Annotated in this window: 21 protein-coding genes and 2 pseudogenes; 16 read left to right on the forward strand and 7 right to left on the reverse strand. The window is 32.0% G+C overall.

Features of this window, described 5'->3' with window-relative positions:
• Positions 1-311 precede the first annotated feature (311 nt).
• Positions 312-449: a DUF3956 domain-containing protein gene (locus tag AC3WTI_RS03115; RefSeq protein ID WP_000376554.1), complete on the reverse strand. Its 138-nt coding sequence runs from the start codon at positions 447-449 to the stop codon at positions 312-314.
• 411 nt (positions 450-860) lie between these two features.
• Between AC3WTI_RS03115 and AC3WTI_RS03120 the strand changes: the two genes are divergently transcribed.
• A complete protein-coding gene (locus tag AC3WTI_RS03120; RefSeq protein ID WP_097841004.1) occupies positions 861-1,175 on the forward strand; it encodes a hypothetical protein in 315 nt (104 codons plus the stop codon).
• 74 nt (positions 1,176-1,249) lie between these two features.
• Here the strand turns inward: AC3WTI_RS03120 and AC3WTI_RS03125 are convergent.
• Positions 1,250-1,465 (reverse strand): annotated as a pseudogene (locus AC3WTI_RS03125) (hypothetical protein).
• Between the two features lie 151 nt (positions 1,466-1,616).
• Here AC3WTI_RS03125 and AC3WTI_RS03130 point away from each other — a divergent pair.
• Both AC3WTI_RS03130 and AC3WTI_RS03135 read left to right on the forward strand, forming a co-directional pair.
• A complete protein-coding gene (locus tag AC3WTI_RS03130; protein WP_087956502.1) occupies positions 1,617-2,327 on the forward strand; it encodes a class I SAM-dependent methyltransferase in 711 nt (236 codons plus the stop codon).
• A gap of 120 nt (positions 2,328-2,447) precedes the next feature.
• Positions 2,448-2,855, forward strand: a complete 408-nt coding sequence (locus AC3WTI_RS03135; protein WP_097841005.1) for a VOC family protein — start codon at positions 2,448-2,450, stop codon at positions 2,853-2,855.
• 47 nt (positions 2,856-2,902) lie between these two features.
• Here AC3WTI_RS03135 and AC3WTI_RS03140 read toward each other — a convergent pair whose 3' ends face one another.
• Positions 2,903-4,588, reverse strand: coding sequence for an alpha-keto acid decarboxylase family protein (locus tag AC3WTI_RS03140; RefSeq protein WP_492304300.1), 1,686 nt, complete (start codon positions 4,586-4,588; stop codon positions 2,903-2,905).
• A 107-nt stretch (positions 4,589-4,695) separates the two neighbouring features.
• On the opposite strand from AC3WTI_RS03140, the gene AC3WTI_RS03145 reads away from it, so the two are divergent.
• From AC3WTI_RS03145 to spoIISB (AC3WTI_RS03165), 5 genes are all read left to right on the forward strand, one after another.
• On the forward strand, positions 4,696-5,178 hold the full coding sequence (locus AC3WTI_RS03145) for a MarR family winged helix-turn-helix transcriptional regulator (protein WP_087956505.1): 483 nt from the start codon (positions 4,696-4,698) through the stop codon (positions 5,176-5,178).
• 166 nt (positions 5,179-5,344) lie between these two features.
• Positions 5,345-6,115, forward strand: coding sequence for a 2,3-diphosphoglycerate-dependent phosphoglycerate mutase (gpmA, locus tag AC3WTI_RS03150; RefSeq protein ID WP_087956506.1), 771 nt, complete (start codon positions 5,345-5,347; stop codon positions 6,113-6,115).
• 207 nt (positions 6,116-6,322) lie between these two features.
• Positions 6,323-7,060: a type II toxin-antitoxin system SpoIISA family toxin gene (locus tag AC3WTI_RS03155; protein ID WP_142305860.1), complete on the forward strand. Its 738-nt coding sequence runs from the start codon at positions 6,323-6,325 to the stop codon at positions 7,058-7,060.
• 111 nt (positions 7,061-7,171) lie between these two features.
• The gene (locus AC3WTI_RS03160) at positions 7,172-7,297 is read left to right on the forward strand and encodes a hypothetical protein (RefSeq protein ID WP_000588712.1); all 126 of its coding nucleotides are present in this window, start codon (positions 7,172-7,174) and stop codon (positions 7,295-7,297) included.
• Between the two features lie 75 nt (positions 7,298-7,372).
• The gene (gene spoIISB / locus AC3WTI_RS03165; protein WP_087956508.1) at positions 7,373-7,549 is read left to right on the forward strand and encodes a stage II sporulation protein SB; all 177 of its coding nucleotides are present in this window, start codon (positions 7,373-7,375) and stop codon (positions 7,547-7,549) included.
• A gap of 36 nt (positions 7,550-7,585) precedes the next feature.
• On the opposite strand, the gene AC3WTI_RS03170 is transcribed toward spoIISB (AC3WTI_RS03165), so the two are convergent.
• From AC3WTI_RS03170 to AC3WTI_RS03180, 3 genes and pseudogenes are all read right to left on the reverse strand, one after another.
• The gene (locus AC3WTI_RS03170) at positions 7,586-7,771 is read right to left on the reverse strand and encodes a hypothetical protein (RefSeq protein WP_002052863.1); all 186 of its coding nucleotides are present in this window, start codon (positions 7,769-7,771) and stop codon (positions 7,586-7,588) included.
• Between the two features lie 128 nt (positions 7,772-7,899).
• The gene (locus tag AC3WTI_RS03175; RefSeq protein WP_097841009.1) at positions 7,900-8,160 is read right to left on the reverse strand and encodes a hypothetical protein; all 261 of its coding nucleotides are present in this window, start codon (positions 8,158-8,160) and stop codon (positions 7,900-7,902) included.
• Positions 8,154-8,390 (reverse strand): annotated as a pseudogene (locus AC3WTI_RS03180) (hypothetical protein). Before AC3WTI_RS03180 ends, AC3WTI_RS03175 begins: the two are co-directional and overlap by 7 nt.
• Before the next feature lie 332 nt (positions 8,391-8,722).
• Here AC3WTI_RS03180 and spoIISB (AC3WTI_RS03185) point away from each other — a divergent pair.
• Positions 8,723-8,899 carry a stage II sporulation protein SB gene (spoIISB, locus tag AC3WTI_RS03185; RefSeq protein ID WP_000808045.1) on the forward strand — a complete coding sequence of 59 codons (177 nt, stop codon included), beginning with the start codon at positions 8,723-8,725 and terminating at the stop codon, positions 8,897-8,899.
• Between the two features lie 143 nt (positions 8,900-9,042).
• On the forward strand, positions 9,043-10,512 hold the full coding sequence (pepD, locus tag AC3WTI_RS03190; protein ID WP_087956512.1) for a beta-Ala-His dipeptidase: 1,470 nt from the start codon (positions 9,043-9,045) through the stop codon (positions 10,510-10,512).
• A 591-nt stretch (positions 10,513-11,103) separates the two neighbouring features.
• On the opposite strand, the gene AC3WTI_RS03195 is transcribed toward pepD, so the two are convergent.
• A complete protein-coding gene (locus tag AC3WTI_RS03195; RefSeq protein ID WP_087956514.1) occupies positions 11,104-11,574 on the reverse strand; it encodes a DUF5065 family protein in 471 nt (156 codons plus the stop codon).
• Between the two features lie 454 nt (positions 11,575-12,028).
• Between AC3WTI_RS03195 and AC3WTI_RS03200 the strand changes: the two genes are divergently transcribed.
• The 6 genes from AC3WTI_RS03200 to AC3WTI_RS03225 all read left to right on the forward strand — a co-directional run bounded on the left by AC3WTI_RS03200 (position 12,029) and on the right by AC3WTI_RS03225 (position 19,588).
• Entirely contained in the window at positions 12,029-12,688 is a 660-nt protein-coding gene (locus AC3WTI_RS03200) for a CatB-related O-acetyltransferase (protein WP_097841011.1), read from the forward strand.
• Positions 12,689-13,060: 372 nt separating this feature from the next.
• Positions 13,061-14,374 (forward strand): D-alanyl-D-alanine carboxypeptidase family protein, encoded by a 1,314-nt coding sequence (locus AC3WTI_RS03205; protein WP_097841012.1) that lies wholly within the window; start codon positions 13,061-13,063, stop codon positions 14,372-14,374.
• 291 nt (positions 14,375-14,665) lie between these two features.
• Positions 14,666-15,259, forward strand: a complete 594-nt coding sequence (locus AC3WTI_RS03210; RefSeq protein WP_097841013.1) for an SGNH/GDSL hydrolase family protein — start codon at positions 14,666-14,668, stop codon at positions 15,257-15,259.
• 419 nt (positions 15,260-15,678) lie between these two features.
• Positions 15,679-17,646 carry a penicillin-binding transpeptidase domain-containing protein gene (locus tag AC3WTI_RS03215; RefSeq protein ID WP_097841014.1) on the forward strand — a complete coding sequence of 656 codons (1,968 nt, stop codon included), beginning with the start codon at positions 15,679-15,681 and terminating at the stop codon, positions 17,644-17,646.
• 591 nt (positions 17,647-18,237) lie between these two features.
• Positions 18,238-18,771, forward strand: coding sequence for an RNA polymerase sigma factor (locus tag AC3WTI_RS03220; protein WP_142286500.1), 534 nt, complete (start codon positions 18,238-18,240; stop codon positions 18,769-18,771).
• Positions 18,761-19,588, forward strand: coding sequence for an SH3 domain-containing protein (locus AC3WTI_RS03225; RefSeq protein WP_097841015.1), 828 nt, complete (start codon positions 18,761-18,763; stop codon positions 19,586-19,588). Before AC3WTI_RS03220 ends, AC3WTI_RS03225 begins: the two co-directional genes overlap by 11 nt.

The following is a 19,588-nucleotide window of genomic DNA, read 5'->3' on the forward strand; positions in this document are numbered from 1 at the left end:
GTTAATCAGAAATGAAAGAAAACATAATAAAAAAGAGCACGCATATAGGCATGCTCTTTAACAAGAAAGGTAGATTTCTATAAGTGGATTGTCTTCATACAATAACATATGCTTGTCCAGTTAAAAGGTGAAAAGTTTTAACAAAATAGTTATTTAAATAAAAAAGTAGTAGATAATATGGAGAAGGGATTAAATAAATAGTAATTATCGTAGGCGCTGCCATTAACTTGGTTAGCGTTTTTTGTTATTAAGGAAAGATAGCGAGAAAATAAAAAAGAGAGCTAATGCCCTCTTTTTTATTGGTACGGTAATTAATCGCAGATTGGTATTCCAAGCACTCTTAAAGCTAATGCTACTTGAAGAGAAATCTCTAATCTAGCAATTTCGATACCAGCTACTGAAAGAACTAAAAAAGGTTGTCCGTTTACAAACACAACGCAACTATCCATGGTTACGCCTCCTTTCTAACAATCTACTATAGTATATGAAGAAAACGTTAATATGTAATAGTTGAACTGATGGATTTAATAGAATTAATAGATTAACCTATTTAAACAAAACAAACGAACACAATGAACGAAAAAACAGCGATGTATGAGATTTGTATTTTATTGCATATAATTTTAAATAAAATGTGAAACTTTTCAAAAATAGATATTTTTATTTTGTAAAATAAATCTAAGTTGATTTGAAAAGGGGATATGAATACAATAACAAGCAGTCAAGGCCAGACGCAGATGATGCATGGCATGAAAATGTGTTTGAAAACGAATATACAAGGCAATATAAAGATCTTGAAGATTGGAAAAAATAAAAAAGCATTTTAAACATTTCTTATAGCATCGAATACTTATGTAAATATGGGAAACAGATTTGATTTTTGGAATGAGGGTATCGATGTGGATATAACACATATTATAGCGAGAATAGTGGTTAATGGGAAAAATCTTCCGTTTACTTCAGTTAGAACCTCTGCGTGGATTAATGGACCTGCGAATGATTTAATTGTTACGACTAAGCAAAGAGTGAATGAGCTTTATCGGTTTATGTGGTCACGGGTTCCAGTTATGCTAACGATGTATTTCCTTCAGGGTGCTGACGTGATGAGATTTGCTAGGGTTGCTGGAGTTGATGAAAGTGTGACGGGAGAATATATATATCATTTTATTTGGTGATAAGACAAACTTTAAGTAGCCTAACAGCTGCTTTTTTATTTTGAACAGAAAAAAGCAGCTGTATTGGCTACTTTTCACAATACTACCTTATACTTATTGGTTTTCCGCTTAACATCCATAAAATCTAATAGTGCTGCAATAGCGCAAAGACCTTTAAACCAAAGTAATTCAGAAGAAAATAGTCCGCCAAAGAAAGCGACCGAGAGTACAAAACAAGTACTACCAAAGAATCAAAGCATGAACTTTAATTCTTTTGATGAATATTTATAGTTTTTAAATCTTTCCCACATATGTATCAACTTCTAATCTTATGATGTTCTATAGTTTACTTGATGATATCTCGCATGTTTCAGACAAAGAAAAGTAGGAGCTTTTTCTTTGTCTGAAAGTTCTAGAAGATATATAATAATTTTCTGACTATTAAAATTTGGAGGAATACAAATGAAAAATGAAACGTTGCACAAGCAAGAAGATATTATTAAAATGCTTGATTCATTATTAAGACCGGCAGAACCATTTTGGAATGAATTTTATGCGAATAGAGAAAAAGATGTTCCATTTTTTGCAAATATTCCAGATGAAAATCTAGTTTCATATATAGAAACAGGATGGATTTCCAGAGGGAAAGTGCTGGAACTTGGATGTGGTCCAGGAAGAAATGCTATATATTTAGCGACTGAAGGATTTGGAGTAACAGCAGTGGATTTATCTATAGAGGGCATTAATTGGGCGAAAGATAGAGCAAATGAAAAAGGAATTGGAATTCAATTTATTTGTGATTCGATTTTTAATTTAGAGGCTCAAAAGGAATTTGATTTTGTATACGACTCTGGATGTTTGCATCACATTCCACCACATAGAAGAATAAATTATGTGGATTTAATTAAAAACTCATTGAAATCTGGTGGTTATTTCGGATTAACATGTTTTGCAGCAGGTGATTTAGATGAGCGAAATGGATCAGAAATAACGGATTGGGACGTATATAGAGGGTGGAGTTTACAAGGTGGACTTGCATATTCTGAAGAAAAATTAAGAGAGATATTTAAAGAATTTGAAGTGATTGAAATTAGAAAGATGAAGCAAATTGACCAACCAAATACTATGTTTGGAGAATCATTTCTTTGGACAGCATTATTTAAGAAGAAATAAACAGGGATTTAATTGACAAACTCATCTTTTTTATAGACAATACATTTATAAGAATGTACGTTCGGTTCTGGCTGGCCGATGTATATTTTACATAAATACATAACAAGGGGCGGTCTCTATATGAATAAAACAAATCAAAAAATCACTACGTTTTTAATGTTCGAAGGTAAAGCTGAAGAGGCGATGAATTTTTACACATCGCTATTCGATCAATCAGAAATTGTAAGTATCTCTCGTTACGATGAAAATGGACCTGGTAAAGAGGGTTCTGTTATTCATGCAACGTTTACGTTAAATGGTCAAGAATTCATGTGCATTGATAGTTATGTAAAGCATGGTTTTACATTTACACCATCTATGTCTCTTTATGTAACTTGTGAGACAGAAGAAGAAATTGAAACGGTCTTTCATAAGCTAGCGCAGGATGGATCTGTACTAATGCCTTTAGGTTCTTATCCATTTAGTAAAAAATTTGGTTGGTTAAATGATAAGTATGGTGTGTCTTGGCAGTTAACGCTTGCCGAATAAAAATTTAATAAGAGAAGCGTAGCCTATTTATAGCTACGCTTTTCTTATTAAGAATTTTGCTTGCCGAATCTTTCACCAAGTTTAGCTAACAATTCAGGCTGATCCCCTTGGCTCATTACAATTTCAATAAAAATAAGTCGATTCTTATTTAAAGTTATATTCGTTAAGACTTCTGCTAACTCTATTTCATTTTCCACTTTCCATGTTAGACTTTTTTCTTCTGATCCGAATATGTTTGCAAGTTTCGTGTAATCCCACATTTGTATGTCATTATACGGTTCGTTTTGTCCGTGAATTGCACGTTCAACAGTGTATCCATTGTTATTAATTAAAAATATAATTGGTTTTAAATTTTGACGAAGTATAGTCGATAACTCTTGAACAGTTAATTGGAAAGAACCATCACCAATAATTAAAATGTTACGCCGCGATAAATTAGCGAGCTGTGTACCGAGTAGAGCAGGTAATGTATAACCAATTGATCCCCATAAAGGTTGCGTTACATATGTAGTGTTGCTTGGTAAAGGGGTAGTAGTACTACCGAAGAAAGGTGTTCCCTGCTCTGCAATTAAAACATCGTTTTCTTGTAAGAAATGGTATATTTGTTGCCAAAAACGTTTTTGTGTAACCATTTGTGCTTTTGGATTAAACTCTTCAGTAATCGATAGTGATTCTGAAATAAATGACTTAATTTCAAGTGTTTCCTCACTGCGATGTTCAATTAAATCACTTAACTGTTCTAAAACATCTTTCATTACAACGGGTCCATATTTTTTATCTATAATTTTCACAGTATAGGGATGGATTTCTATTACTTGCTCTTTCGTAAAACCTTGTGTAAAGCCGCCTGTAATGGTATCAGTTAATTTTATGCCAATACTAATAATACAGTCAGATTCATCAATTTTTTTTCGTAAGTATGGGGGACTAACGTCACCAGTAAAAATTCCTATAAATTGAGGGTGTTTTTCAGGAAATATTCCTTTCCCCATACTTAGCGTTGCGATAGGAAACCCAGTTTTTTCTACGAATTGATACAAGTATTCTTCAGCATGAAAACGAGCCACTTCAAAATCCGCTAAAATAACTGGTTTTTTAGCACTGTTTATTTTTGAAGTGGCATGTAGAAGCATTTTATCCATCGCATCTTTATTACTTACAATTGGTTTATGTAAAATTGGTTCCGTAGGTTTATTTATTGGTTTATTATACACATCAATCGGTAATTGAATATGAACAGGGCGTTTCTCACTCCAACATGCACGTAACACACGGTCAATTTCTTCAGCGGCATGCTCAGGTGTTAATTTTGATTGTGCCACTGTGATTTCTCTATACATATTGGAAAAATGATCGAACTTTCCATCACCTAATGTATGATGAACGAGTGCCCCATTTTCCATTACTGTCGTTGGTGGTGTCCCTGTGATTTTTATAACAGGTACGTTTTCTGCGTATGAGCCAGCAACACCGTTAATGGCGCTTAATTCTCCGACACCGAAAGTGGTAATAAGAGCAGCGATTCCTTTTATACGAGCGTATCCATCAGCAGCATATGCCGCATTCAATTCATTACAATTGCCAACCCACTCTAACTTTTCATGTGCTACTACATCGTCTAAAAAAGCCAAATTATAATCACCAGGGACACCAAAAATATGCTCGATTCCTAATTCGCTTAGTCGGTCTAATAAATATGTACTTACAGTATATTGCGTTTTCAAATGAATCATCTCCTAATTGTTCAATGAATATTTCAATAGACGAAAGAAGTTCAAATGCGTTCATTAAAATATTGATTACTGGATTGTGGTATAATTTACATACAGGGGGAAAGTAGATGACACAACATAAAGAAGAACAGATGAATGAAGCGTTAGCGTTATTTTACTTTGCATATAAAACATTTACTGAAAAGCCAGATGAAATTATAAAAGAGTATGGCATACAACGCGTACATCACCGAATTTTATTTTTTATCGCACGCTTTCCAGGGATAAGTGTAAATGAGTTATTATCACTGCTAGAAATAAGCAAACAAGCTCTTCACGGACCACTACGACAACTTGTGGAAAAGGGATTAATTGAGAGTAATGAAGCGACACATGACCGCCGTGTGAAACAGTTATCATTAACAGAGGAAGGTACCGATTTAGAGAAAAAATTAAGCGATGTACAAAGACAACAAATGAGTGCTATTTTTTCAAAATTTGGTGAATCGTGTGAAGAAAATTGGCATCAAGTTATGCATGAAATGGCAAATAGCCGATCAGGTTTTGATGCTTGGATTTCGAAACTGGAAGTTGCAATCGATCAAAAATGATAAGAAATACATCTGTTTTATAGTTTGAAAAACAACAAATTTTATCCGTACATTTGGCAACTATGGATTGGTCATAGAGTGAATGGATAAAAAGATACATTACTAGATACTTTATACGTGTACGCAATGGAACAATACAATTCACATTTCCGAGAGGGGAATTATTATGATAAAACTTGTACTTATTCGTCACGGACAAAGTTTATGGAATCTTGAAAATCGCTTTACAGGATGGACAGATGTAGATTTATCAGAGAGTGGATTAAGTGAAGCGAGAGAAGCAGGAGCGATATTAAAGAAAAATGGATATACTTTTGATGTTGCTTATACGTCTGTATTAAAACGAGCAATACGGACGTTATGGATTGTACTTCATGAGATGGATCTTGCTTGGGTGCCAGTACATAAATATTGGAAGCTAAATGAAAGACATTATGGTGCATTGCAAGGGTTGAATAAAGATGAAACTGCGAAAAAATATGGTGAGGAGCAAGTTCATATTTGGAGAAGAAGTATTGATGTAAGACCACCTGCTCTTACTGAGGATGATCCTAGATATGAAATGAATAATCCAAGATATAAAACACTTAAAAAAGCTGAGTTTCCATTGACTGAATGTTTAGTGGATACGGAGAAAAGAGTACTTGAATATTGGCATTCAGAAATTGCGCCTTCATTAAAAAGTGGTGAAAAGGTGATAATTTCATCGCACGGTAATACAATACGTTCGCTAGTGAAATACTTAGATAACCTTTCAAGTGATGGTGTTGTTTCATTAAATATTCCAACGAGTATACCACTCGTGTATGAATTAGACGATAATTTACGTCCAATTCGTCATTATTACTTAAGTATGGACGGAGAAGTACCAGAAGGGGAAATTCCGAAACATATTTCTCCCGCTTTAATGGGCAGTAAGACCCCCACCACTGATTAAAGTTTCACTTTATTTTTAACATGAAAATTTGAAACGCATGCTTGTCTACATATACAATGTAGATTCAGGATAAAAGACGTGGTACCTTCTAATGTATATGCGATATTGCTAAGTTTAGAAGCTTGTCCACGTCTTTTGTCATAAAGAGAGCTGCTTGTGCATGTAATGATATCGTGAGTAGTTTTTGAATGGAGGGTGATGTCATTGGTGATCTCTAACATTCGAATCGGCTTATTTATTTTAGCAATCGTTTTTCTAGTTCTTGTTATCTTTTACTGGAGAAATGAAGAGTTGTATGAAGAGAAGAAGCAACGGATTAGAAAGACTTGGTATGGGTTGTTTATAGTATCAGTCACCGTGTATTTCATGATAAAAGGAATTGATTTAACCCTCTGGAAAAATCTTTTAATGTTCACTGCAATGGTTATTTTCGTTGATATTGCATTTATTTTAACACCTAATATTTCAGAGATATGGGGAGCGAAATTTAGCGATATCGGCAAGACTGTTCAATCGATAAAACGGTCATTAATTGCTTCTAAAGCAAGAGGAGAAATATACACAACAATTATTCAGAATGTGAATCCAGCAGTATTCGGTACGATGGAATGGCATACGGAAGAAGAATATACAAAAAGCTTAAACGCATTTTTAGATTCGTATGGAGAAAAGATTGGGGCAAAAATTGTTGTATTTGAAGCGGCAAAGGAATTAAATACAAACTTTCGCGGTATCCGCTCACAATTTAGTATTATCGTTCCATTTGAACCTATTGAGCAATTGAATGAGCAGAAAGCGGTGCAAGTAGAAAATGTCGGAATTATACCAGCAAAAATAGTGAGTGATGTTTTTATTGTTATTGATGGGAAGAAAAATAATCTGCAAGATCGGGATTTTGAAAATGTATATAATTTAACAATACATCATAGTTATTTTAGTAAATGAGGACAGGATTTTTTCTGTCCTTTTCACTTATACATAAAGACAAAGTAAATTTAGACAATCTTGTATAAAATCGGACAATCATTCCTACACTAGCACGTAGAGGTGATTGTAGTGATAAAAGATTATGACAATGATTTTTTTAAAGAAGATAATGAAGATACAACAGATTTCTCGTTAATAAAAGGAGATACATTGCAGCAAGTAGAAGAGTTAGAAGAAGAATTAAAAAGAAAATGATACTTGTACATGTTGCGTACATTTGCGATCTAATATAAATAGAAGGTTGTATCTTTTTGAAAAGGGGGAGAAGAGATGGCTGAAGTAAATGTACAAAAGTCTTCGTTTTTTAAAGAAAAAAAAGAAGAACCAAATACAGATTTCTCTCTTGTGAAAGGTGCATTGACTCAAAATGTGGATCGATTAGAAAAATTTGTAGAGGCAATTCCATATAAGTATATAAAAGAGGGTACTGTAAAAGAGAATGCGTAAAAACATTCTCTTTTACAGTATCTCTTTATGATTTGTTTATGCGTTATTTCTTTTTTGTTTAAAAATGATTTTATACATATAATACCCAAGGGCTGCAAAAATGAATCCAATAGCAGCACCAACTATTTGTTTCATAAACAATAAGTATAACGAAGCAATAATTAGTGTAAATAAGATTAAAATTAATACATACTTTGAAATAAATTCTAACCCTTTGTACACTAGTAGAATGACACCTGAAAGAATGGTGATGATAGGTAATATGTAATATCCTATTTTCGAAAAAGCCTTCTTTTTTTTGCTAGAATGCTGTTGTTTATTCAATATAAATATACTCCCGTCTTAAAGGATTAATCTTTTATTAGTTTTGCTATTTCATTTTCGAAAAGATTTTTGGTTAAATAGGTTATATCAAAGGAATTATTTATTATATTTCCAGTTAATAGCCATTGGGTGTTTGGTGATTCAATAACAAAGAATCTATTGTCAGAAATAACCTCATTCTTTTCGGTTGTATCTAGACGCATAATAGTGTAAATAGAATGTGTTGATTTTAAATCTATTATAAAATTTTCAGCATATAAGGAATTAAATTCATTCTCTATTAACATTGTTTTCCTTCTTGAATAGACAAAGGGAAAAACTTTTCAATATTTTGTCGATATGGTTTGGAAGAGTTCCTACAATGTTACTTCCTTTTTCCTCTTGCTGAAATACTAGCTGTAATTGATTCAAGATATGAGATATCTTGTCGAAGGTTAGTAAATTGTTCTTGCTCTTGAGTACTTTTAAACTTGTTAGTAGAAGCTTCTAATAATTCTGGAGTCACAATAATATTCAATATGGTTAACCTCCTTGTGTAAAAAATTATTTTAACCAAAAATATATTAGATTATAATCCCATTAAAATCTACTTTTTATAATATCAAATATTATTATTAAATAGTAGATTAATATTGTTAATTTTATGATAATTAACAAAAATAAAAAAGAGAGAATTCCAGGTAGGAATTAAAGGTACATCAGATTTCTCGTTAATAAAAGGGGATACGATACAGCAAGTAGAAGAGTTAGAAGAAGAATTAAAAAGAAAATGATACGTGTACACTCTTTCTGCTTTTGCTATATAATATAAATAAAAGCTTGTATCTTTTTTGAAAAGGGGGAGAAGAGATGGCTGAAATTAGTGTAAAAAAGTCTTCATTTTTTAAAGAAAAAAAAGAAGAACCAAATACAGATTTCTCTCTTGTGAAAGGTGCATTAACGGAAAATATAAATCGGTTAGAGAAATTAATGAATAATGGTACTTCAAAATATATGAGAGCAAAAAAAGAGAAAGAAAATGCATAGTGCATTTTCTTTCTCTTTTTATATGCAATTTAAATGTTTAACGAGCGGATATTAAAGTATGAAATAGAAAGTGAAAATAATGAATCATGTTATAATGATAAAAGACTTACATATTATTTTGTTATTTTGAGAGGAGCTTAAAAATGTATTCTACTTTAGAACAATTAACAAAGCACCCTGTATTTTATCATTTTGCAGAAATTTCAAAGATTCCTAGAGGATCAGGTAATGAAAAGGAAATTAGTGATTATTTAGTTGGCTTTGCAAAAGAGCGTAACTTAGAAGTGATTCAAGATGAAGCATTAAATGTCATTATTAAAAAAGAAGCAACTACTGGTTATGAAAATGTACCAGCTATAATCATTCAAGGTCATATGGATATGGTATGTGAAAAAAATCAAGCAACCGTACATGATTTTGAAAAAGATCCAATTGAATTACGCATCATTGGGGACATGTTATATGCAAATCAAACGACTTTAGGCGCTGACAATGGTATTGCAGTTGCGTATGCGATGGCTTTATTAGATTCAAAAGACATTCCGCATCCAGCACTTGAAGTAGTTATTACCACTGAAGAAGAAACAACAATGGGTGGGGCTTTCGCTGTTGATGCAAATCACTTTGATGGTAAGATTTTTATAAATATTGATTCTGAAGAAGATCATAAATTACTTGTAAGTAGCGCAGGTGGTGCGAAAGCTGTTGAAACAATTCCAGTAATATGGGATGAAGCGCCAGCGAATACAGATGCATACCGTCTATATGTTGGTGGTTTAAAAGGCGGACATTCTGGTATGGAAATTGATAAACAACGCGGTAATGCAAACAAAGTATTAGGACGAGTATTACGTGATGTATCAGCAAATATTCAATTTGATATAAGTGAAGTTCATGGCGGATTAAAAACAAATGCAATTCCGCGTGAAAGTGTAGCTACAATTGTATTACGTACAGAAGATGTAGCGAAAGTAGAAGAAAGACTAGAATATTGGACAAGAGTATTACAAGAAGAAATGCGTGCTGTTGATCCAGATGTTCACGTTACACTTACAAAATTGGATGAGAAAGTAGAAAAAGTATTTGCTAAAGAGACACAAAAGCAACTTATTTCATCATTATTCTTAATTCCAAACGGCATCCAAAGTATGAGCTTGGATATTAAAGGTCTAGTAGAAAGTTCAACAAATTTAGGTGTTATTGAAACGTTGCAAGATGAAATTAAATTACGTAACGAAGTGAGAAGTTCTGTAAGTAGTTTAAAACAACACGTTGCAGATGAAATTAAATGTATTGCCGAATTAGTCGGTGCAACATTTGAAATAGAGTCAGAGTATCCAGAATGGCCATACAATCCAAATTCACAAATTCGCAATTTGTTTGAAAAAGTGCATCAAGAAAAATACAATAAAGATATTGAAATCTTTGCAGTGCATGCAGGTATTGAATGTAGTGCATTCGTTCAAAAGATGCCTGAATTAGATGCAATTTCATTCGGTCCAGATATATTCAATGTTCACACTCCAGATGAGCATATTAGTATTTCTTCTGTTGTGAATAACTGGGGATTCTTCGTTGATGTAATGAAGGGTACGAAAGAGTTAGCTAAATAATAGTAATGAAATGAAAAGTAGCCTATAAAACTTTCTAGGCTACTTTTTTTGTATAGCGTTTTATTAGAAATTCATTTTTACGTTATTATTTAATTTTTGGATTTATTTCTAGAGGAGATTGTACCAAAGGCTGCTCCAGAAATTGCTCCGATTAAAGTCATAATAATGGCACTCCATGCTGTAAATGACATCTTTACACCTCCAAATAATAAATTATTGTTTCTGAGCCTTTTGAATAGAAATGATAATTGCAACAACTATTAAGAAAATAAGTGGAGACCAAGAATAGAAAGACATGTAATATTCTCCTGTCAATATTAATTTTAAATATTTTTATAGATAAATTATCGCATTTTTAAAGATTGAACATATAGAATATGCAATATTTCATATTAGATTGTAGAACTTAATAAGGTGAAAACAGTTGTTGAATAAAAAATATAATTTATAAAGAAAGTAAGGTTTTTTAAACCTTAAAAAGGGCAAACAATCAAAAAGCTCTTCTATCTTATATAAGGTAGAGGAGCTTTTAAAATAATTTTTGTTTAATAATAGTATCCAATATTTATTAACTGGTGAGATAAAGGTATATTATTTTGAGATTTTAAAGCTTCCTCCATAATAATAATTTTCTCCAAGCTTCATAACAGCTACATATGTTCCAGGAGTATAAGCCTTAGTAATAGGAGTTACAAATCTACCATAACCATGTTTTAAACCGGAGTCATATATGGTTTTATATCTATGTAAGTTTATTTCGGCATTTTCATTTCCACTCAATTGATATATTTTTACTATACCAGTATCTTTACCACCAGTATATATAGTAACATCGAATGTATCTCCATGTTTTAAATCACCAACTGCTAACTCTTCTATAAAATCTGCATTATGATGTAATAAAAAATAGTTTTGCCACTGCCAATTATCTAAATATGGCGATATTTTTTGTGTAAGTTGCGATTGTGCAGACACAGGTGTGATTGTATAAATTGTACTCGATAATAAAACTCCTCCAACAGTCAATGCACCAATAATTGTTGATTTTTTTAAAAGTTTCATCTTCTAAACCTCCTAGTTAATAAAGGATTCAGAAATCTTTTTTGTGAAAAACTAGCTGTGAAATTTAATGGATGATAATATCTTCTATAATCATATTAACATTTATTGATTTATCTGACAAATCAATAAATAATAAAACTAAATCGAGGGGGTTAAGGCAAATATAAGAAAGAAGTTAGATGTATAGTTAAGAAATCTTTATTAGATGTAATTGGGATTTGTTATTTGAAAATTCGATTGTTTTAATGTTTAAATTTCAATTCACACTTTAAGCTTCAGTACATAATTTTACAATTTGACTTATGTAATTTATCACGTTATGATTTTTTTATTATAAAAGAAAGGCTTGAATATAATGATTCGTCGTTTGAGAAAGCTAAAAAATGTAGCAGTCGTAGTAAGCTTCTAAGTGAATTACAAGAATCTACAATACTTAGAAGCGAGGAATAAAGGTATGAAGCATCTATTATATAATCATTGGTCAGAAACAAAGTATATAAAAGATATAGTAACAAATCCGCTCATTGAGGTAGGAGAGTACTCCTATTATTCAGGCTATTATGGTCATCAAAATTTTGAAGATGGTTGTGTAAGGTATTTGTGGGGAGATGCTAAGTCCCGAGCACTTTTCAATCCAATTGAACAGATGGGATGGCATCTTGATAAACTCATTATTGGGAATTATGTTTGTATTGCCAGTGGAGTAGTCATTTTAATGGGTGGTAATCATAATCATCACTCAGAATGGATTACAGTCTATCCATTCGCTGAGCAAATTGAACATTCATATGAACCGAAGGGTGATACAGTCATTAAAAGTGATGCTTGGATTGGAATGAATGCTATTATTATGCCTGGTGTTACAATTGGTGAAGGTGCAATCGTTGCAGCAGGATCTGTCGTAAGTAAAGATGTTCCGCCGTATACAATAGTTGGTGGAAATCCTGCTAAGGAAATAAAGAAACGATTCACTGATACAGAAATGAATATGCTAATGGAAATGCGTTGGTTTGATTGGGATAGAGAATTAGTTGAGAAGGCAATGCCTATATTATCTAGCTCATCTATTAAACTCTTATATGATTTTTATAAAAAGGAAGTAAAAAATAGATAAGTCTGTGAAAAAAACTACATTCTATATAGGATGTAGTTTTTTATTATAAAAAATTAATAGTCTAGACTAAGGAAAATTCAACTTTGGTATGAGTATAGCAAATAGCTGAATTAAATAATTTAAATTCTTGATAGGTAATAAACGAATGTTTAGCTGCCAGATTGCTTTGATATTTAATTAGAACACACGGGTTTTATTTTTTAAAAATATGGAACAAATGTATTACTTAGATTGTCTATTAAGTATAATCCTGAAAAATATGAAAGTGGTCCTAATGTCTTATATTTAGAATTTGATAACGTTGTCTATTTTTTGAAGGATTATGTTAAAATAATGGTTTTTTTGAGTACAAAGATATTGGAGGTAACAGAAGTGAAAGGTATGTTTTGCAAGAGATTTATTGCAATAATAACAGTGCTTACACTATTTTGTAGCATGGTTGTTACATCTGGGAGAGCATCAGCGGAAACAGTTTCTGCTATAGAAGTAGAAGCAGGATCAGCAATTTTAGTAGAAGCAAATTCCGGGAAAATTTTATATGAAAAAAATGCAGATGAATCATTAGCAATTGCTAGTATGACAAAAATGATGAGTGAATATTTAGTTCATGAAGCGGTGGAGAAAGGAAAACTTAAATGGAATCAAAAAGTTAAAATCTCTGAATATGCATATAAGATTTCGCAAGATCGTTCATTATCAAACGTTCCATTAGAAAATGGTGCCTCGTATACGGTCAAAGAGTTATATGAGGCAATGGTAATTTATTCTGCAAACGGTGCAACAATTGCTTTAGCTGAAGAGATTGCTGGAAAAGAAGTTAATTTCGTAAAAATGATGAACAATAAGTCAAAAGAGTTTGGAATGAAAAATTATAAATTTGTAAACTCAACAGGTTTAACAAATTATGATTTAAAAGGACATCACCCAGAAGGGACAACTCCAAACGAGAAAAATAAAATGTCCGCAAGAGATTGTGCGATTTTAGCACAACGTCTTATTCAAGATTTTCCGAAAATATTAGATACTGCAAAAATCCCCAAAAAAACATTCCAACAGGGTGGTAAGTATCCTATTGATATGACGAACTTTAACTGGATGTTAAAAGGTTTAATTAAGCAATACGAAGGTGTAGATGGGTTAAAAACAGGAACTACCCCAGAAGCTGGTGATTGTTTCACTGGTACAGTAGAAAGAAACGGTATGCGTCTAATATCTGTAGTGATAAAAGCAAGCTCTCATGCAGCACGTTTTGATGAAACGAAGAAATTAAATGATTATGGATTTGCAAATTTCGAAATGAAGAAGGTTTATGGAAAAGACTCAGTAGTAAAAGGCCATGAAACAGTGCGAGTAGCAAATGCGAAAGACAAAGATGTAGTTGTTCAAACGAAGCAAACTGTTTCACTTCCAATACCAAAGAGCAACAAAGACGTATATAAAAAAGAATTTAAAGTATGGAATGAAGAACAAGAAGCACCTATTAAAAAAGGTGTAACAATTAGTAAAATGATTATCTCGCCTAAAGATAGTACAGATCCAGGGTTCTTATTAGGTAAATCATTACAAGTAGATCTTGTAACAAAATCGGATATAGAACAAGCAAATTGGTTTACACGTTTTATGCGTAACATCGGATCTTTTTTTAGCGGTATGTGGGATCGTGCGGTTGATATAGTAAAAAGCTAATTTTATAGTCTGAAACAAAAAGTTTCAAAGTATTATAGATTTTTATGTTGATGGCTTGGAATTGAAGAGGGCATTATTTTTTCAAGTTTTGTCCGTCGGAATTTTTGTAGAAATATAAAAAAATAGCGTTTATTTTGATTTTTAATTTAAAGTACTCTGGTACAAGGATAGTTTAATAAAGTTACACAGGATGAAAGGTGATTCATTATTCAATTAAATTACAATGAAAATAGATATACGTTGTGAACTATTATATAGTGTAGATATGAATAACAAAAAGGGGGAGTACATATGTGGAAGCGATTTGTAGCGATTGGTGATAGTTTTACCGAGGGCATAGGGGATGAAGTTGAGGGAATTGCATTAAAAAGCTGGGTAGATCATTTTGTTCAACTTTGTGTAAAGGATATAGAATATGCTAATTTTGCAAAGCGTGGGTTAGTAACTAAAGAAATACGCTCACAGCAATTGGAGAAGGCATTAACGTTTAATCCAGATTTGGTAAGTCTAATCGCAGGTGCAAACGATGTTTTAAAAGGCCGTTGGAATCATCAAGAATATAAGAACGATATGGAATTTATGATAGATACATTAAGTAAAACAGATGCGGATATTATTATAGCAAATCTTCCGGATTTTACAGTTCGGCTTCCTTTTTCATCTGAAAAAAAGCAAGCATTAAAAGAACAATTATTAGAGGCAAACGAAGTTATCCTTTCACTGAGTAGGGAGTATAAGCTTCATCATGTTGACTTTTGGAATCATTATTTAGTTAATGATAATACGGTTTGGTCTAAGGATTTAATTCATCCAAACTCAAAAGGATATGTGAAAGTTGCTGAATTAATTCATAGTAGTTTACCTGTACATGACTCTTCTAAATAAGCTTTAAAGTGAACGAATCCCCAGTCGCATACAGCATATGGGTTTCGATGCGGAATAGAAGATATACAGCGTCTATAAATTAAACTTTAAGTAATTCTTTTTTATTGTATACACTTTGTTATTTTTTGTTGAAGGACCCTTAGAATAAGGGTCCTTTTTCGTGTTAAATATTTACAAAAAGGATGAGAGCAAGGAACCTAAACAAAAAGATATTTTAAATAATAGTGTTAAATAGATCCGCTTCTATTGTTTGTAAGAACCTTAAAATCTTCTCCTTCGAATGTAACTTGATCATAAATTAATTTTTTGGTAAATGTGGAACAATTTCATTACTTACACTGTCTATTAAGAGTTACAACATTTTTTATTTAATTTATTAAGAAAGGAATAAACATTTTTAACTAAGGGAGAAGATTGAATTGAAAAAATTATGGATGCTGCTTTTCTTTTGTTTTGCAGTTATATTGGTGGGATGTAATAAAAACGAATCGCCAAAACAAGCATTTGAAGAATATATAAATTTATGGAATGATAGAGAATTTGCAAATATGTATGATCGTTTATCAGATCATGTCCAAAAAACGATTTCTAAAAAGGAATTCACAGAGAAATATCAAAAAATTTATGAAGGTATTGGCGTTAAGAATTTAAAAGTTAAAACGAAAGGAGAGAATGCTAAAGATAAAGAACTTTTTCTTTTTGAAGTTAAGATGGATACGGATGGAGGAAAAGCTTCATTTATCCATGAAGCAAAACTTGTGAAAGAAAAAGAATCTTGGAAAATAGATTGGACACCAGATTTCATTTTTCCAGGTATGAAAAAAGATTACAAAGTACGTATGCAAATAGAACAAGGAAAACGTGGAGAAATATACGATCGAAATGGGAAAGGTCTTGCAACGAATGGTAAAGCGACTGAGGTTGGAATTATTCCAGAGAAACTAGGCGAAATGGCGGCTCAAACAAAAGAAATAGTAGCACAGTTACTGGATATGTCTATAGAAGAGGTCGATCAGAAGCTTACAGCAAAATGGATAAAACCAGATTCCTTTGTACCAATTGGTATTTTAAAAGAGGGAACTAGACAGAACGATTATATTGAATTAGAAGGAGTATCATCTCGCCCAGTAAATGTTCGTACATATTCATTAGGAGAAGCAGCGGCACATTTAACTGGCTATATAGGAAAGGTGAATGCAGAGGAGTTAAAATCGCTTCAAAATAGAGGTTATCAAGCTGATGATTTAATAGGTAAGACAGGTTTAGAGAAAGTACTGGAGAATACATTACGTGGTGAAAAGGGTGGACGCGTATTTATAGAAGATGAGAATGGGAAAGAGATTAAAAACGTAGCAAAAAAAGAAGCGAAAGCAGGGGAAAATGTTACGTTAACAATTGATGCTGCAATTCAAGGGAAAATCTATAATGAGATGAAAAATGAAGCAGGATCTAGTGCAGCGGTCAATCCTAAAACAGGTGAAACAATCGCGCTTGTAAGTAGCCCTGCTTATAATCCAAATACATTAGTTAAAGGAGCATCAAAGGCCCAACGAGAAGCATGGAATAACGACTTGAAACTACCAATGACGAATCGTTTCACAAAAGCATTTGTACCAGGTTCCGTATTTAAAACGATTACAGGTGCAATTGGTTTGGAAACAAACACAATAAAACCTAAGGAAGAATTTAATATTCAAGGATTAAAGTGGACAAAAGATTCCTCGTGGGGAAATTATTATGTAACACGTGTGAAGGATGCAAGTCCAATTGATTTTGACAAGGCAATGAAGTACTCTGATAATATTTATTTTGCTCAACAAGCCTTGAAGATGGGAAAAGATAAGTATGTAAATGAATTTAAGAAATACGGATTTCATGAAAAATTACCAATTGAATACGAATTTCCTATTTCAATCATTGCTAGAGATGGGATAAAAAATGATATTCAACTAGCAGACACGGGATACGGACAAGGGCAAGTATTAATGACACCACTTCATTTAGCATTAACATATGCACCGATTGTAAATGAAGGGAATATTCCGTCGCCTCATCTTTTAAAAGAAGCAAAAGTAGAAGGGAATTGGAAAGAAAATGTGGTTTCTAAAAAGAATCAAGAGATATTAAAGAGTGCATTAATAAAAGTCATTAATGACCCTGATGGGGCGGGAAGAATTGCTAAGGTTGATGGTATAACTCTTGCTGGTAAAACTGGTACAGCAGAACTGAAAGAGTCGAAAGAAGCAGACGGAAAAGAACTTGGATGGTTTGCAGCTTTTGATGCAAATGAGCCTGACATGATTGTTACTATGATGATCGAAGATGTAAAAGGAAGGGGGGGGAGTAACGTACCAGGTGAAAAAATAAAACATATTTTCCAAAAATAATAATTAATTATAAAGTAAAATCTTTTACTACATTCATTGTTTGCTTAACACAAAGGTATAAATCATACAAAACAAAGTACAATTAAGCTTCGAAAAAGCGTTCTTCTTAATTGAGAATGCTTTTTTGTTATGAATGTAGAAAGTTGATATCTTATCTTTATTTTCATTTTTGAAAGGGTGACATTGCTGATAGTAAATAGAAGAGTGAAACAAATTACAATGGACAAGTTTTAAACTAAAAAAACCAGCTATTTAGTAAAACATAAATAGAACACAAAAATAAGTATGCTCTAAGAAAAATAGGTGATACAAATAGAGTGTTGTGTGAAATTCACAAATAATAATCAGATTTTTACGAGTGTATTGTTAACATTTTATGCTTTATTTCTTTTTAGGATCCTGTCATGTAAGAGAATGTATTGGTGATTATTTTATGAAAGTAATTGCACACCTTTACATTCTCAGGAGGATTTTTCTATCAAAAAAAGATAAACAATGGAACAAATGAAACTTGTATCATGTCTATATATTGAAACCATATTAAAAGTGAGGGTAGTTTTATGTTTATTCAAATAAGTTCGAGGTGTGGAAATGGAGCAGAAGTTTATTGAAAAATGTAATCATGATGAGCTTGACTATGTTATAAAAGATTATTGGCAAGATGTATGGAATTATTCATTTATTATTACGAAAGATCCACACTTATCAGATGATATCACGCAAGATGTATTTATAAAGGTATTTAAAAATTGGAATTCATTTCGAAAGGAGTCATCTATTAAAACGTGGATATTAAAAATTACAAGAAATACGGCAATAAACTATTTGAAATCCTCTTATTTTAAAAGGATATCTTTAATAGGATTTTTTAGTGATGATAAACAATCTCCATCGGCAGAACGAGAATTTTTTAAGCAAGAGGAAATGAATGAAGTGTGGGAAATTGTATTAAAACTACCTAAAAAACACCGTGAAATAATAATTTTAGACGCGAAATATGAATTATCTTATGAAGAAATGGCCGAAACACTAGGAGTATCCATTGGAACTGTAAAATCAAGATTAAGTCGAGCGAGAAGTAAGGTTTCAAAATTAATAGGGGAGGGTAGTAGTGATGAACAATAAACAAAATCCTGACTGGTATAAACAATTAAAAAAAGGCCCAATGGAGAATCGTAAAGATGAAGAAGAGTTTATTTTTAAAATAAAGCAGTCTATATACGAAAATAATGAAGCGGATCTTGTAAAATATAAAAGACCGTTTCGAAAAAAAGCATTACCTATTGTAGTTGTTTTTGTTTGTACAATGTTATTTGTTATCGTGCAACAACCTTGGCTAGATGATAATAAATCACCGGTACAAAGTAGCACTCAAATTAAGCCTAAAACAAAAGATGAGTCTGATCAAGATCCAACATTAAAACAATTTATGAATGATTTATATCAAAGTACAAATGCAAAAAATGAAAATGACTTGTATAGAGCGTTAAATGATGAAGTTCTATTTAAAGGGAAGAGTTATAAGAAGGATGAATTGGAGTTTGATGAAGATATTTTTCATGAGTTGCAAGTTGCCCTTACAATGGGGGGAGAATTTACAAATGATACAAAGCAAGTATACAAAGTACCAAGTGGATTGACAGAAAGTAACGAATCAAAGCAAGCGCACTTTATATATGCAACTGTTACTGGAAATAAAACGAAAATATTAGCTGAACCAAATCGAGAATCACGAGTTTTATATGAAGTATCTAATGAAATGGTAAAAGCTTGGATTCCAGAAAAAGTACAGAATGATGGATATATAAAAATATCGACAATTAACGGTAATACTGGATATGTACAAAAAGAGTACGTTTTAACGGATATTAAATATTCATTTATGTTCGAAAAGAATAATGAAGGAATATGGAAAATAAAAAATATTGATTCTATATGGTAA

Source organism: Bacillus sp. EB106-02-03-XG38, from assembly GCF_058792175.1.